This window comes from Methyloceanibacter sp., assembly GCF_049590335.1.
Taxonomy (GTDB): Bacteria; Pseudomonadota; Alphaproteobacteria; order Rhizobiales; family Methyloligellaceae; genus Methyloceanibacter.
Window position 1 is genome coordinate 1 of record NZ_JBAWCQ010000078.1, and the last position, 14,275, is coordinate 14,275.

The 14,275-nt window shown below is 61.6% G+C and carries 15 protein-coding genes; 8 read left to right on the forward strand and 7 right to left on the reverse strand.

The genetic code is table 11. The annotated features are described in order from the left end of the window. The 5 genes from WBQ77_RS05855 to rsmA form a co-directional block, all read left to right on the forward strand. Positions 1 to 357, forward strand: a 357-nt coding sequence (locus tag WBQ77_RS05855; protein WP_424059345.1) for an LptF/LptG family permease, incomplete at its 5' end; no start/stop codon positions are given. Positions 358 to 359: 2 nt separating this feature from the next. Next, positions 360 to 2,774, forward strand: coding sequence for an LPS-assembly protein LptD (locus tag WBQ77_RS05860; RefSeq protein ID WP_424042142.1), 2,415 nt, complete (start codon positions 360 to 362; stop codon positions 2,772 to 2,774). Next, positions 2,771 to 3,712 carry a hypothetical protein gene (locus WBQ77_RS05865; protein WP_424059347.1) on the forward strand — a complete coding sequence of 314 codons (942 nt, stop codon included), beginning with the start codon at positions 2,771 to 2,773 and terminating at the stop codon, positions 3,710 to 3,712. The genes WBQ77_RS05860 and WBQ77_RS05865 overlap by 4 nt, the downstream gene beginning before the upstream one ends. Before the next feature lie 42 nt (positions 3,713 to 3,754). Then, entirely contained in the window at positions 3,755 to 4,783 is a 1,029-nt protein-coding gene (pdxA, locus tag WBQ77_RS05870) for a 4-hydroxythreonine-4-phosphate dehydrogenase PdxA (RefSeq protein ID WP_424042146.1), read from the forward strand. Then, entirely contained in the window at positions 4,780 to 5,625 is an 846-nt protein-coding gene (gene rsmA, locus WBQ77_RS05875) for a 16S rRNA (adenine(1518)-N(6)/adenine(1519)-N(6))-dimethyltransferase RsmA (RefSeq protein ID WP_424059349.1), read from the forward strand. The genes pdxA and rsmA overlap by 4 nt, the downstream gene beginning before the upstream one ends. Before the next feature lie 21 nt (positions 5,626 to 5,646). Here rsmA and gmk read toward each other — a convergent pair whose 3' ends face one another. The 7 genes from gmk to fabD all read right to left on the reverse strand — a co-directional run bounded on the left by gmk (position 5,647) and on the right by fabD (position 12,406). Next, positions 5,647 to 6,291 carry a guanylate kinase gene (gmk, locus tag WBQ77_RS05880; protein ID WP_424059350.1) on the reverse strand — a complete coding sequence of 215 codons (645 nt, stop codon included), beginning with the start codon at positions 6,289 to 6,291 and terminating at the stop codon, positions 5,647 to 5,649. Between the two features lie 9 nt (positions 6,292 to 6,300). Beyond that, positions 6,301 to 7,188, reverse strand: a complete 888-nt coding sequence (locus WBQ77_RS05885; RefSeq protein ID WP_424059351.1) for a YicC/YloC family endoribonuclease — start codon at positions 7,186 to 7,188, stop codon at positions 6,301 to 6,303. Between the two features lie 138 nt (positions 7,189 to 7,326). Then, a complete protein-coding gene (mltG, locus tag WBQ77_RS05890; RefSeq protein ID WP_424059353.1) occupies positions 7,327 to 8,676 on the reverse strand; it encodes an endolytic transglycosylase MltG in 1,350 nt (449 codons plus the stop codon). A 150-nt stretch (positions 8,677 to 8,826) separates the two neighbouring features. Beyond that, entirely contained in the window at positions 8,827 to 10,092 is a 1,266-nt protein-coding gene (gene fabF / locus WBQ77_RS05895; RefSeq protein ID WP_424042313.1) for a beta-ketoacyl-ACP synthase II, read from the reverse strand. A 112-nt stretch (positions 10,093 to 10,204) separates the two neighbouring features. Next, entirely contained in the window at positions 10,205 to 10,441 is a 237-nt protein-coding gene (locus tag WBQ77_RS05900) for an acyl carrier protein (protein WP_045367288.1), read from the reverse strand. 255 nt (positions 10,442 to 10,696) lie between these two features. Beyond that, entirely contained in the window at positions 10,697 to 11,434 is a 738-nt protein-coding gene (gene fabG / locus WBQ77_RS05905; protein ID WP_424042314.1) for a 3-oxoacyl-[acyl-carrier-protein] reductase, read from the reverse strand. 30 nt (positions 11,435 to 11,464) lie between these two features. Next, the gene (fabD, locus tag WBQ77_RS05910) at positions 11,465 to 12,406 is read right to left on the reverse strand and encodes an ACP S-malonyltransferase (RefSeq protein WP_424042315.1); all 942 of its coding nucleotides are present in this window, start codon (positions 12,404 to 12,406) and stop codon (positions 11,465 to 11,467) included. A gap of 347 nt (positions 12,407 to 12,753) precedes the next feature. On the opposite strand from fabD, the gene rpsF reads away from it, so the two are divergent. The 3 genes from rpsF to WBQ77_RS05925 form a co-directional block, all read left to right on the forward strand. Then, complete coding sequence (gene rpsF, locus WBQ77_RS05915; protein ID WP_424042316.1) at positions 12,754 to 13,233, forward strand: 30S ribosomal protein S6; 480 nt, start codon at positions 12,754 to 12,756, stop codon at positions 13,231 to 13,233. Beyond that, a complete protein-coding gene (rpsR, locus tag WBQ77_RS05920; RefSeq protein WP_424042318.1) occupies positions 13,230 to 13,475 on the forward strand; it encodes a 30S ribosomal protein S18 in 246 nt (81 codons plus the stop codon). Before rpsF ends, rpsR begins: the two co-directional genes overlap by 4 nt. 125 nt (positions 13,476 to 13,600) lie before the next feature. After that, the coding region (locus WBQ77_RS05925) for a DUF2232 domain-containing protein (RefSeq protein ID WP_424059355.1) at positions 13,601 to 14,275 on the forward strand (675 nt) is incomplete at its 3' end.

The window sequence follows — 14,275 nt, forward strand, 5'->3', positions numbered from 1 at the left end:
ACCGTCTACTCGATTTCGTTCTGGGATCTGCCCAACTTCATCGAGATTGCCGAGCGGGCCGGCTTGCCGGCCACACAGTACCGCGTTCAGTACCAGTTGCTCCTGTCGCGACCGTTCCTACTGGTTACAATGGTTCTGATCGCGGCGACGTGCTCGTTGCAAAGCTTCCGCTTCGGCAACGCGCAGATCAACGCCGTGTTCGGATTGGCCGCCGGATTCGGTTTCTTCGTCTTCGCCGAGGTCTCGCGCAACTTCGCCATGTCCGGGCTCACCTCGGCAGTCGCGGCGGCGTGGATTCCGGTGATCGTCGCCATGTCGCTCGCACTTACTGTGCTCTTGTACAAAGAGGACGGGTGACGATGCGCGCGGCACTCATAATCCTCCAAGCGATGCGCCGGGCCTTGCCCGGCCTTGGCGCGTATTATGGGGGGCGGTTGGCAGCACCGCTCCTGCTGCTCGCGGCCACGCTTTGCACGTTGTTAGCCTCTCACGAACGCGCTCTGGCGCAAGCGCAAACTGGCCTCGAGCAGATCGTTCAGGCGCCCGACGTCAACTCGTCGGACCCCATGCTGCTGCAGGCCGACGAGCTGGTTTACGAGAACAATAACGCGCGTGTCACCGCCAAGGGCAACGTCGAGGTCTATTACGGGGACTATACGCTTCTGGCCGATCGGATCGTCTACGACCGCAACGCCAACACGCTTGCGGCCGAAGGCAATGTCCGGATGAAGGATCCCGACGGAGCCATCATCACGGCAAACGAGCTGACGCTCACGGACGACTTCCGCGATGGTTTCGTCGACGCCCTCAAATTCGTCTCCCAGGACGACACACGCATCTCGGCCCAGTCCGCTTCTCGCGAAGCCGGCAATGTCACCGTGTTCGAAAAGGGCATGTTCACTCCCTGTAAAGTGTGCCGGGAAAATCCTGAGAAGGCGCCGACCTGGCGTATTCGTGCGGGTAAGATCACGCACAAGCGCGACCAGGCGAAGATCACGTTCAACGATGCCGTCTTCGACTTCTTCGGCGTGCCGGTCATCTGGTTCCCCTACTTCGAGACGGCCGACCCCACGGTCAAGCGCAAGTCGGGCTTCATGTTCCCCTCTTACACCCACTCGAACGAGCTCGGCAGCACGATTCAGGTGCCCTACTACTTCGCCCTGTCCAACCACTACGATTTCACCTTTGCGCCCATGTGGACAGAGAAGGCAGGCACGTTATTGCTAGGCGATTGGCGACAGCGCACGGCCAGTGGCGGTTTCAATGTTCAGCTCGCGGGCGTCTTCGACAACGTCAATGATGAGACCAGCCCGGCCGATGGCGACGACTTCCGCGGCAGCATCAAGACCAGGGGCCGGTTCGCGCTCGACCCCTACTACTCTTGGGGCTGGGACGTTCTGCTCGAGAGCGACGAAACCTTCCGGCGCTTCTACAACCTCGACTCGCGTCTTCGGACCGATCGTGTTTCGCAGGTATATCTCGAAGGCCTTCGCGGGCGGAACTACTTCTCGACGCGCTTCTACAACACGCAAAGCCTGTTGTTCACCGACGAGGAGTTCTCCGAGTCTGTCGTCTATCCGATCATCGATTACGACTACATCGTCGATACGCCCGTCATCGGTGGCGAATTGAGCTTCAACAGCAACACGATGGTGTTCTCGAGCGCCGACGGCACGGACTCGAACCGCTTCATCGTAGAGGCGAACTGGCGGCGACAGCTGACTGACGGCATCGGACAGGTGTTCACCCCGTTCGGCCGCATGCGCGGCGACGTCTATAGTCTCGACAATCCGGGGGTCCTCGAACTGGGCGGCACCGAGGACATCACCAATGCGAACCTCGAAAACGGCTTGGCCTCGAATCGGGACAACGGAACGATCTGGCGTGGCAACGCGGTAGCCGGTCTTGAGTACCGTTATCCGTTCGTGAGCACGACCGGCAACATCACGCACACGCTCGAGCCGATCGGACAGATCATCGCCCGGCCCGGTTCAGTCGGCGATCAGCAGGAGATCCCCAACGAGGATGCGCTGAGCTTGGTGTTCGACGACACGATCCTGTTCGATATCGATAAGTTCTCCGGTTACGACCGGATCGAGACAGGGACGCGCGCGAATGTTGGCTTCGGCTATACCGCGCAGATGATGAGAGGCGGCTATGCCCGGGCCGTCGTCGGTCAGAGCTACCAGATCGCAGGCGAGAACGAATTCGATAACATTTTCTATCAATCGAGCGGCCTGGCGACGAGCAACTCTGACTACGTCACCGGCCTCTATGTCCAAACGGTCGCCGGGTTCGCGTTGACCGGGCAAGCGCGCTTCGACCAAGAGAGCTTCGATATGGTCCGGACCGATCTTGGCACCAGCCTCAACTATGGGCCGGTCCAGGCGTCGGCGAACTACGCCAGGGTCCCAGGCGTCATAGAAGCCAGCGACATCACGCCGAACCTGACCAATGTCGTCAACGCCGACGACAGCGAGGAAATTCTCTTTGCCGGTGCCCTCGCCATCACCGACAAATGGTGGTTGCTCGGCAATCTGCGCTACGACATTTCCAGCAGTCAGACGATCACGGACGGAGTGGGCCTGCGCTGGCAAGACGACTGCTTTAGGTTAGATGCAACGTACCAGCGCTCGTTTATCCGTGACCAGGACATCGAGCCGGACGAACGCTTCCTCTTCAGCTTCGCCCTGAAGCATCTCGGTTCTTACAAATACGCCGCCGATCTCGGCGCGCTCGGTAGCGACGACGGAAACTCGGAATTCTTACAGTGATACGACGTCCAACATTCATCATGCATAAGAGCTTTGCTGCAACGTTGGGGATATTCCTTCTTATCTTTGCGACGCACGGCGGCCACGCGCAGGACGTGGCGATCAAGCTGTTGGTGAATGACGATCCGATCTCCGATTACGACATCGCCCAACGCGCACGGTTTCTACAGCTCACCGCCAAAGAGCAGCCCGGTCCGGCCCTTACGGAGAAGTCGACCGAAATGCTGATCACGGAGCACCTTCAATTCCAGGAGGGCCGGAAGCTCGGCATCACGGCGAGCGAGGCGGACGTCAACCGTGTCGTGGAAGACATGGCCTCACGGAACAATCTCGACGCCGCCGGCCTGGCGACGGCGCTAAGCAGTTCCGGCGTCAACATCCGAACCCTCAAGAACCGCATTGGCGCCCAGATGGTCTGGCAACGCGTGATCGGCCAGAAATTCCGTCGGGAAGTTAACGTGAATGATGCACAGGTCGACGAGGCCCTGTCCCAGTCGGGCGGCGGATCGTCTTCGGGCGGCATCAAGCAACTTCGTCTGCCCCTTTCCAGCGGCGCTAACCAGAAAACCGTGGCGGCGAGGGTCGCCGAGGCGGAAAATCTGCGCGCCCGTTTTCGCGGCTGTGGAAACTTTCAGAGCTTGGCCAAAGGCGTTGACGGCGCGACGGTCCGCAACCTCCGGGTCCAAGACGCGTCGACGCTGGGATCGCCCGCCCGCATCCTGGTGCAAAACGCCAAGGTTGGACAAATGACGCCCCCGACCGTGACGCGTGCCGGTGTCGAGCTATATGCCGTTTGCGCCAGTCAAACCGCTGCGGCCAGCGGAGCATTGGACGTCCGCGACAGCGCTAAGCGGAAGATCATGAATGACGAGCTGCTCGCCAAGGCCGACGAATATATGAAGGAAGTACGCGACAAAGCCTTCATCGAATACCGCTAACGACGATGTTCGGAGACGGCCAGGCGTGCTAGGCCAATGCGAATGTCGTACCCGGCAGACAAACCCCTTGCCCTGACCCTCGGCGACCCTGCCGGTATTGGTCCGGACATCACCTTGCTCGCATTCGATGCCCGTCATCGCGAGCGTCTTCAGCCATTCGTGTTCCTCGGCGACAAGCAGATCTTGGAGGCGCGCGCCGAGGCGCTTGGCCTATCCATTCCGATCGCAACGGTGGCGCGGACCCTGGAGGCCGTAGATGTTTTCGCCGACGCCTTGCCGATCCTTTCAATCCCGGTTCCTTTCGCAGTCACGCCCGGCGTCCCGCAGGCCGGTGCCATGGCGGCGGTGACGGCGTCCATCGAAGCCGCAGTCGAAATGGTGCAGTCGGGAGAAGCACGCGCTGTGGTCACCAATCCGATCTCGAAATCGCATCTGTATCAGTCAGGCTTCGATTATCCGGGTCATACGGAATATCTCGCAGCGCTCGCAGCGAAGAACGGTCACGCACCGCATCCGGTCATGATGCTCGCGTCCGATATCCTCAAGGTGGTTCCCGTAACCATCCACATCCCCTTGAAGGACGTGCCCGGAGCAGTGACTCAGGACCTGCTCGCGAAAACCATCGCGATCACCGACCGCGACATGCGCCGGCGGTTCGGTCTCGCCCGTCCGAGGCTTGCCGTGAGCGGCCTCAATCCGCATGCCGGAGAGGACGGGAGGCTTGGCCGCGAGGAGGCCGAATCGATCCGCGGCGCGATCATCGCCGCGCAGGAAGCCGGTCTCGATGTCAGCGGTCCCTACCCTGCCGATACGCTCTTTCATGCGGCCGCACGCACGCGCTACGACGTGGCGATCTGCATGTACCACGATCAGGCTCTGGTTCCGTTCAAGACGCTCGCCTTTGAAGACGGCGTCAATGTCACGCTGGGGCTTCCCTTTGTGCGCACCTCGCCGGACCATGGCACCGCGTTCGACATCGCTGGCACCGGAAAGGCAAACCCGCGTAGCCTCATCGAGGCGCTACGCCTGGCCGATACAATGAGCACGGCGATGGCCAGGGACACCGAATGACCACGCTGGACGGATTGCCCCCTTTGCGCGAGGTGATCCGCGCGGCGGGCCTCTCGGCAAAGAAGAGCCTGGGACAGAATTTTCTGCTGGATCTGAACCTGACCCGCCGGATCGCACGGGCCGCGGGTCCATTGGCAGGCGTCAGCGTCGTTGAGGTCGGTCCGGGCCCCGGGGGGCTCACCCGGGCCTTGCTCATGGAAGGCGCGGACAAGGTCGTGGCGATCGAACGCGACGAGCGGTGTCTTGGGCCGCTCGAGGACATCGCCGCAGCCTATCCGGGCCGGCTCGAAATCGTGGGCGCCGACGCCAGAGAGGTTGACTATCAGGCCCTGCCGATCCGCGGCCCTGCGCGTCTCGTGGCCAATCTCCCCTATAGTGTCGGCACGCCGCTTCTGATCCGTTGGCTCAAGAACGATCCCTGGCCGCCTTGGTTCGACAGTCTCGTGCTCATGTTTCAGCGCGAGGTCGCCGACCGCATCGTCGCCGCGCCCGGCGGAAAGGACTACGGACGCCTCGCGGTCGTATCTCAATGGCGCACCGACTCGCGCATCGTGTTCTCGCTGCCGCCGGATGCCTTCACCCCAAAACCAAAAGTGGCCTCAGCCGTGGTCAAGCTCGTGCCGCGCGCGCACCCCGAACCGCCATGCGACATCGGCATGCTCGAACAGGTGACCGCCGCCTCGTTCGGACAGCGGCGTAAAATGCTGCGCGCGAGCCTCAAGCAGATCACGCCTGATCCGGAAAAGCTGCTCACGGAGCTCGGGCTCGATCCTCGGGCACGAGCCGAAACTTTGCAGATTGCCGACTTTTGCTGCATTGCGAATGAACTCGCAAAAGGCTGAAACGCCACTGCCCCGAAACGATCAGAGCTCGGTCAACAAGCCTTGCACGAATTCATCCAACCCCGTTAGCCGCGTGCGCTTTAGCCGCTCTGCCGCGAGCACCGCATGAACCGCCGCGACGGACTGATCCAGGTCGAAATTGACGAGCACGTAATCGTACTCCGTCCAGTGCTGGATCTCGTTGCTGGCACCGGCCATGCGGCGCACGACCACATCGTCGGAATCCTGCGCGCGCGTTTTCAAGCGCTCCTCGAGTGCCATGGCGGTTGGCGGCAGGACGAACACGGAGACAACATCTGTCGCCGCCTCCTTCCGCAGTGACTCGGCGCCCTGCCAGTCAACATCGAACAGCACGTCGCGGCCTTGCGCCAAGGCTTCATCGACCGGCGCACGCGTCGTGCCATAGAAATTGTCGAACACGAGAGCCCACTCCAGGAAGGCCCTCTCGTCGCGCATCTGAGTGAACGTCTTCTTGTCCACGAAATGGTAGTCCTTGCCGTCGACCTCGCCCGGGCGCCTTGCACGCGTCGTGTGCGAAATCGAGGCGGCAATGCCGGCATCTTCTGTCAGGACGCGGCGCGCGATCGTCGTCTTACCCGCCCCAGAGGGCGAAGACAGCACAAGCATGAGACCCCGCCGGTCAATCGTCTCCATGGGAGCGCTCATCGGTTCGCCTCACTCGATGTTCTGAACCTGCTCGCGCAGCTGATCGATGACCGATTTGAGCTCGAGCCCAATCCTGCTGATCTCGATCCCGGCTGCTTTGGAACAGGTCGTGTTGGCTTCACGATTGAATTCCTGCGCAAGAAACTCAAGCTTGCGCCCGGTCGGCTGCCCCGAGGCGATCAACTCACGCGCCGCGGCGACGTGGGCGGTCAACCGATCAAGCTCTTCTTGAATATCGGCCTTCGCGGCCAAGAGGAGACCCTCCTGGTGCAAGCGCTCGGGGTCCAAGGATGCGCCGGCCTCGTCGAGTTTGGCGATCTGCTCGCGAAGCCGAGCCGCGATCAGATCCGGCTGCTGCGCCATAATTGCCGTTGCCTGTGAGACGAGGATATCGATAGCCGAGAGCTGCGCCTCGATGACCTCCTCGAGCCGCTGACCTTCGGCGACACGCGCGGCAACGAGTTGATCCAGCGCGTCAGCCAGTCCGGCCAGAAGTGCGGCGGCGAAGGCCTCCCGCTGCTCCTCGCTTTCGTCTGGCTCGGCAACCTCGACAACACCCCGCATGCCAAGCAGCGTATCGAGCTTCGCGGGCTCGAGCAGGGTCTGCTTTTGCGCCTGTTCCGCCACGGCCATTGCCTCACCCAGCGCCGCCTGGTTCAGCCGGATCTCCATCTGCCCAGCATCGCGCTTCAACGCGAGCGATATGGTGCAGTTGCCCCGCACCAATTGTTCCTGACAGCGCGCGCGAACCCGGGGCTCGAGCCGCTCCAGCCCGGACGGCAACCTCAACCGCACATCCAGGGACCGGCCGTTCACACTGCGAACTTCCCAAAACCACCGGATCTGTTCGTGAGTCCCGTCCGTACGGGCAAAGCCGGTCATACTTTTTAAGGTCATTGATTGTGCCCACCTTTGCCGGTCTTCGTGTGTGCCGCTGTCACAAACGGACATTGGCGGGACTTATACCCGAGTCGGGCGAATATTCGGACAGGAGGACATCACCAGGCCTGAGGCCTGACGACGAGCGCGAGGCCGCTAACGGACCGGGTTGCGCTGCGGCCACCCGACTGGGCCTCCGACAGGGGATAGGCCGACTTCACCCTCGGGCAGCAACAGTCCGCGCTCCGCCGCAGCCTTGGCAGCCTCGGCTTCGGCCTTCTGCCGCGCACGGATCTCCCGCTCGATCTTCCGCCACTTGGCGACATTCTGATTATGCTGGGCAAGGGTCGTCGAAAAGACATGACCGCCGGTACCGTCGGCCACGAAGTAGATGTCCTCGGTCTTGGCCGGCTTCAGCACTGCTTCGATCGCAGCCCGTCCCGGATTACCGATCGGCGTCGGCGGAAGCCCGTCAATTTGGTAGGTATTATAAGGGTTTTTCTGCTTCAGCTCGTTCCTGGTAATAGGGTGATCGCGGTTGCCGGATCCGCCGAAAATGCCATAGATGATGGTGGGATCCGACTGGAGCCGCATGCCTTTGCGAAGCCGATTGTGGAACACGCTGGCAATCCGGGGCCGCTCCTCCGCAATACCGGTCTCCTTCTCCACGATGGAGGCCAAGATCACAGCCTCTTCGGGCGTCTTGACCATGATGTCCGGGTCGCGTTCTTCCCAAACCTGGGCCAGAAACTTCTTATGCGCGGCGTCCATCCGCTGAAGAATGTCTTCCTTCGAATCCTTGGTCCCGAAGCTATACGTATCAGGCAGCAGAGACCCTTCCGCCGGCACTTCACTCACTGCCCCGTCGAGCTCGGCATTCGCCTCTAGCCGCTTCACGATTTGCTGGCTGGTCCAGCCTTCCGGAAACGTGACTTTGTATTGGACCGATTTTCCGTCGACCAAGGTGTTGAGCACCTCGCGCATGGTCGCGTGCTTGTCGAATTGATACTCGCCGGCCTTGAGCGTTCCGTTTCCCTTGAGCTGGGTGAAATAGAAGATGCTCGCCATAAAGATCAGGCGATCGGTGATGACCCCTTCTGAGGTGAGCCGGTTCGCGATCGAGGATGAACCCGCACCCCTTGGCACGGCGAAAATCGTAGAGACTTGTAGCGGGCCCGGGCGATCGAACTCGACGCGCAGGAAATAGAAGAAAGCTGCAACCGCAACGAGCAGGATGAGAATAACATTCACCAGGCCGTCGAACATCCGCAAGAACGGATGGGAATCGTCGTCGTCGTCGTCGTCCTGTGGCGGCAACTCAGGCGGCCGCTGCGGAACCAGAGCCTCGGCCGGGCTATTTGGCGCGACGTTCACCGCGGGTCGCGGTGCCCCAGCGGGTCGCGGTGCCCCAGAGGGACGAGCTGCCGCCTGGGGCTGCTGGTACGAGACCCGGCGCCCTGTGGCCGGATCCACCACGAACCGACGGCCTGTAACGGGATCGATCATGACCCGGCGTGGCCCGCCTGGCGGCGGTGGAGGAGGTGGGTTGTTCCGCGACGATGTCATGCTAGATGAGCGCGAACCTTAAGGACAACGACGCCAGTGTCCGAGCAAATATGGCGAAAGGGTGTTTCGCCTGGCAAGCAAAAGGATCGATCAGGCAGCGTAACGGCGCATCACGAGCGAGGCGTTGGTACCACCGAAGCCAAAAGAATTCGACAGAACGGTATCGATCGTACGTTGCCGCGCCTTATGCGGCACAAGGTCGATCGCCGTCGTGACAGACGGATTGTCCAGATTGAGTGTCGGCGGCGCGACATTGTCCCGGATCGCCAAGGCGGAGAAAATTGCCTCGACGGCGCCTGCTGCCCCAAGCAGATGGCCGGTCGCGGATTTCGTGGACGACATCGAAACCTTGCCGGCCGCGTTCCCGAAGAGACGCTCCACAGCGCCAAGCTCAATCTCGTCTCCCATGGGCGTCGAGGTGCCGTGCGCGTTGATGTAATCGATATCCGCCGCATCGATCCCGGCCCGCTTCACGGCGGCGGTCATACAACGGAAAGCCCCGTCACCATCCTCGGCCGGCGCCGTGATGTGGAAGGCATCGCCCGAGAGCCCGTAGCCGATGATCTCCGCGTAGATCTTCGCGCCCCGCGCTTTGGCGTGCTCAAGCTCCTCGATGATCACAATACCGGACCCCTCGCCCATGACGAAGCCGTCGCGGTCGCGGTCGTAAGGACGGGACGCCTTTTGCGGTGCGTCGTTGAAATTCGTCGACAGGGCGCGGCAGGCTGCAAACCCTGCAAGGGCCAAACGGCAAATCGGCGATTCAGAGCCGCCGGCGACCATGACGTCGGCATCGCCAAACGCGACCAACCGCGATGCATCCCCGATGGCATGCGCGCCCGTGGAACAGGCCGTCACTACCGAATGATTCGGACCCTTGAGCCCATGCTCAATGGAGACATATCCGGAGGCCAGATTGATCAAGCGTCCGGGAATGAAAAATGGGCTCACCCGACGCGGCCCCTTATCGTTAAACAGGATCGAGGTCCTCTCGATACCCTGCAGGCCGCCGATTCCAGATCCGATCAGCACGCCGGTGCGGGTTTGATCTTCATACGAGGTGGGCTTCCAGCCGGCATCCTTGAGAGCCTGGGTCGCAGCGCCCATGGCGTAAACAATAAAGTCGTCGACCTTGCGCTGCTCTTTGTGCTCCATCCAATCGCCCGGATTGAATGAGCCATTGCTGCCGTCGCCCCGAGGCACCTGACAGGCGACCTGACACGACAGATCCGACACATCGAACTCGTCGATACGCTTTGCGGCGTTCTCGCCCGCAGTCAGCCGCTTCCACCCAGCCTCATAGCCAGAGCCGAGGGGGGAAACGAGACCGAGACCTGTGATAACGACACGTCGCATCGCGGTTTTGCCAGATCCTTTGATAGTGAGGCGGAGGATCGGGCCCTGGCGGGCCGGATCGCTCTTGTTCTAACCCTCACGGTCGGCCAATTGGGCCGGTCCGAAGGGTGTGTTAGGCGGAGTTCTTTTCAAGAAACTTGATGGCGTCACCAACCGTGAGAATGGTTTCGGCGGCATCGTCCGGAATCTCGCAGCCGAACTCTTCTTCGAATGCCATCACCAACTCGACCGTATCGAGGCTGTCCGCCCCGAGGTCGTCGATGAAGCTCGCATTGTCGGTCACCTTATCGGCCTCAACACCGAGATGCTCGACAACGATCTTTTTTACGCGCTCAGAGATATCGCTCATGTCCTCCTCACCGTCCCTTTAAACTCTCAAAATCCATAAGGCCTCGCGCACCCGAGAGCAGAAAGCCCTCGGCCCGAGACACCCTCTAATGGTTCGTCAGGAGGGTTGATCGCGGTGGGATAGTGCTTTGTCAAGCCCCCGCAAACGGCCGATTGCGTAACACACTCTATATAACTTTGCCAGAAGCCCCCAACCCGTGCTCTCGTTTGCAAAAATTTCCAATTGCGTCTGCGCGGAACGCCACCGCCACGACCCTTAGACCATGATCATGCCGCCGTTCACATGCATCGTTTCGCCAGTGATGTAAGATGCTTCGTCGCTTGCGAAAAACACCACTGCAGCCGCCACATCTTCCGGCTGGCCGAAGCACTGCGATGGGATGGCGGCGGCAATAGCCTCCGTTTGCTTCTCGGTCAAGGCTTCCGTCATGGGCGTGGAGATAAAGCCCGGTGCAATGCAGTTGGCCGTTATGCCGCGGGCCGCCACCTCACGGGCGAGAGACTTGGTCATGCCCACGAGACCCGCCTTGGACGCAGCATAATTGCCTTGGCCCGGATTGCCGAGAACACCCGAAATCGAGGCAATGTTGACGATACGTCCGCCCCGGCGGCGCATCATACCTCGCACAATGCCACGCGTGAGCGCAAAAACCGACGTGAGATTCACCGATAACACGTCGTCCCACTCTTCGTCCTTCATGCGCATAAAGAGATTGTCCTTGGTGATACCGGCGTTGTTTACCAGGATATCGACTTGCCCGACCGCCTTCTCGGCATCCTCGGCGAGCCCCGCAACGGCGGTCCGGTCCCGGAGATCGCAAGGCAGCACGAAAACCCGATCGCCGAGCTCGCCCGCAAGCTTCTCAAGCTTCGCGGCATTAGTGCCCGAAATCGCCACAGTAGCACCCTGGTCGTGCAGGGCCTTGGCGATGGCCCCGCCAATTCCGCCCGTCGCGCCCGTTACTAGCGCTCCCTTTCCACTGAGGTCGAACATAATCGAATCTTTCCCTAATTCGGCGCCCGCCTAGCCGTTCAACGCGGTGGCGGCGCTCTCCAATTCTTCCGGCGTCCCGACGCTGCGCGCCTCGACCCCTTCGAGGCGCCGGGCCATACCTGTCAGCACACGGCCAGCGCCAACCTCATATACGGCGTTCACGCAGTTCCCGGCGAGGAACTGCATGGTCTCGCGCCAGCGCACCATGCCTGTGACCTGCTCAACGAGACGGGTCCGAATAGCCTCCGGATCGGTAATGGGCTCGGCAAGCACGTTGGCGACAACCGGCACGGCCGGCTCCGAAATGGTCACGCCGCACAGCGCCTCGGCCATCGCATCGGCGGCGGGCTGCATCAGCGCGCAATGGAACGGTGCGCTCACGGGCAAAAGGACCGCACGGCGCGCGCCAAACTTGGGTGCAAGCGCGACGGCCCGCTCAATCGCTGTCTTCTTACCGGAGATCACCACTTGGCCCGGTGCGTTGTCGTTCGCGGCCTGGCAGCAGTCGCCTTGGGCTGCCGCTTCCGCCAGCTCTTGGGCTTGGGACAGATCCGCACCGAGCAGCGCCGCCATGGCGCCCTCGCCCACGGGCACCGCCGCCTGCATCACCTGTCCGCGGGTCTTCAGCAGGCGTGCCGTATCGCCAAGGCTGAGTGCGCCGGACGCGGCCAGCGCCGAGTACTCTCCCAACGAGTGCCCGGCCACATAGGCCACGTTGCCCGGCAGCGTGAAGCCCTTGGTCTCAAGACCCCGCATGGCTGCGAGCGAGACCGCCATCAAAGCGGGCTGCGCGTTTTCCGTCAGGGTCAGATCGGCTTCCGGCCCTTCCCACATCAGCGTGGAAAGCTTCTGGCCCAGGGCGTCATCAACCTCATCGAAAACAGCTTTTGCGGCCGGAAAGGCCTCAGCCAATCCAGCGCCCATACCGACAGCTTGGCTCCCCTGGCCGGGAAAAACGAAGGCTATGCTCATGTCTCGAAAGAACGGCGCGTTGTTAATCGGAAGGTCGCCAAAGACACTGTTTCAATCTTGCCTGTCAAGCAGGCATAAGCTGCACCCGCGTGACCTACCCATTTGCCTTGCAAACCGAGCTCAAACCACTATAAAGCCCAGCTTCCAGTAACCGTTCCGGTCGGAGGCTGAACGGAGGACCGTTTTTGGCCCTTTTTATAGAGGGTCATGCGGCAGGAGAAATCCGCCCTCCCGTGTCTCCGCTCTTCTGGGCTTGCGCTCTTTAGAGCTACTTCTTGGGCCTTTCCTTCATGGCGCCCACGACGAGGCTTCGCGCCGGAGCAACGAAGAAGAAGGAAAGGCACACCATGCCTCTCTACGAGCACGTGTTCATGGCACGTCAGGACGTTTCGACGCAGCAGGTCGAAGGCCTGGAGCAGACATTCCGCGACCTCATCGAGGAGAACGGCGGATCGGTCGGCAAGACCGAATATTGGGGTCTGAAATCTCTCGCCTACCGGGTGAAGAAGAACCGGAAGGCTCACTACACGCTCATGAATATCAACGCGCCCCATGACGCCGTGGCCGAGATGGAGCGCCAGATGGGTCTGTCCACCGACGTGATCCGCTTCCTGACCATTCGGGTCGACGAGCACGAGGATGGCCCGTCCGCGATGATGCGCCGTTCCGATCGCGACGATCGCGACGGACGCCGTGGCCCGCGCCGCGATCGCGACCACGATCGTGACCGTCCGCCCCGCGGTGAGACAAGCCGGGGGGCGCCCCGTGAGGCAAGCCCCGAACCGGCCCGCACCACCGAAGCCGACAGCGAGGATGCTTCCAAATGAGCTCGACCACGACCCAAGCGCGCCGCCCGTTCTATCGCCGGCGCAAGACCTGCCCCTTCTCCGGCGATAAGGCACCGAAGATCGACTACAAGGACGTGAAGCTGCTGCAGCGCTACGTGTCCGAGCGCGGTAAGATGGTGCCGAGCCGTATCACGGCCGTCTCCGCCAAGAAGCAACGTGACCTTGCGCGCGCGATCAAGCGGGCGCGCTTCCTCGGTCTGCTGCCGTACCTTATTCAGTAGAGCCGCGGACTTGTAGAACTGCATGTTCAGGCCTTCGGGCCCAACGGTAGATCGAAACGAAAGTTGGGGTGGGCATGAGGCTCACCCCTAACCGCACGCTCTAGAGAGGCGGGACAGCGACACCAATGCCGATCCATTTGGTCATAGGCGCAGGCGCAGGCCTGGTTTCAGCAGCACTGTTCGCGTCCGCCGTCCTGTCGGCGGCGCTGGCGGGCCTGATCCTCTATGTCTGTCCGCTGCCGTTGTGCCTTGCGGGACTTGTCTGGGGGCGCCCTGCCGTCACCCTAGCCGGCATTGTGGGTTCCGTTCTCGCAATCATTGCACTAGGCGCCGCTCAGGGCCTCGTCTATGCGGTCGTCATTGCAATCCCGACAACGGCGCTCGTCCACCTGATCCTGCAATCGCGGACAGTTCCGGATCCGGCCGATGAGGCCAAACAGATCGTTGCCTGGTATCCAGCCGGCCGGCTCGTGGCAGCCACGGCCGTCATCGCCGGCGTGATCGCCGGTTTTATGGTGGTGGCTCTCGGTCCCGACATGACGAGCTATCAGGCCTCAATCGACAAGATGATGCCGTTGATCCACGACGCGCTTGGTGCAAATGAAGTGGTGTGGACGGACGAGGCGACCGAGAACTTGAGGATGCTTCTGACGCGTGCCCTTCCCGCCGTCATAGCCATCGTCTGGATTACGATTGCCCTGTTCAATATGTGGCTTGCCGGCACAATCGCAAAAAGATCGGGCCATGCCTTGCGCCCCTGGCCCAACCTTCAGGCCCTCGATATCCCCAACGTGATGGTG

Coding starts and splice junctions, on each gene's coding strand:
- gmk (WP_424059350.1), bottom strand. CDS start 6,291: ATGAGCGCTCCCATGGAGACGATTGACCGGCGGGGTCTCATGCTTGTG.
- pdxA (WP_424042146.1), top strand. CDS start 3,755: ATGTCGTACCCGGCAGACAAACCCCTTGCCCTGACCCTCGGCGACCCT.
- WBQ77_RS05900 (WP_045367288.1), bottom strand. CDS start 10,441: ATGAGCGATATCTCTGAGCGCGTAAAAAAGATCGTTGTCGAGCATCTC.
- WBQ77_RS05885 (WP_424059351.1), bottom strand. CDS start 7,188: ATGACCTTAAAAAGTATGACCGGCTTTGCCCGTACGGACGGGACTCAC.
- rpsR (WP_424042318.1), top strand. CDS start 13,230: ATGAGCTCGACCACGACCCAAGCGCGCCGCCCGTTCTATCGCCGGCGC.
- WBQ77_RS05860 (WP_424042142.1), top strand. CDS start 360: ATGCGCGCGGCACTCATAATCCTCCAAGCGATGCGCCGGGCCTTGCCC.
- rpsF (WP_424042316.1), top strand. CDS start 12,754: ATGCCTCTCTACGAGCACGTGTTCATGGCACGTCAGGACGTTTCGACG.
- fabF (WP_424042313.1), bottom strand. CDS start 10,092: ATGCGACGTGTCGTTATCACAGGTCTCGGTCTCGTTTCCCCCCTCGGC.
- rsmA (WP_424059349.1), top strand. CDS start 4,780: ATGACCACGCTGGACGGATTGCCCCCTTTGCGCGAGGTGATCCGCGCG.
- fabD (WP_424042315.1), bottom strand. CDS start 12,406: ATGAGCATAGCCTTCGTTTTTCCCGGCCAGGGGAGCCAAGCTGTCGGT.
- fabG (WP_424042314.1), bottom strand. CDS start 11,434: ATGTTCGACCTCAGTGGAAAGGGAGCGCTAGTAACGGGCGCGACGGGC.
- mltG (WP_424059353.1), bottom strand. CDS start 8,676: ATGATCGATCCCGTTACAGGCCGTCGGTTCGTGGTGGATCCGGCCACA.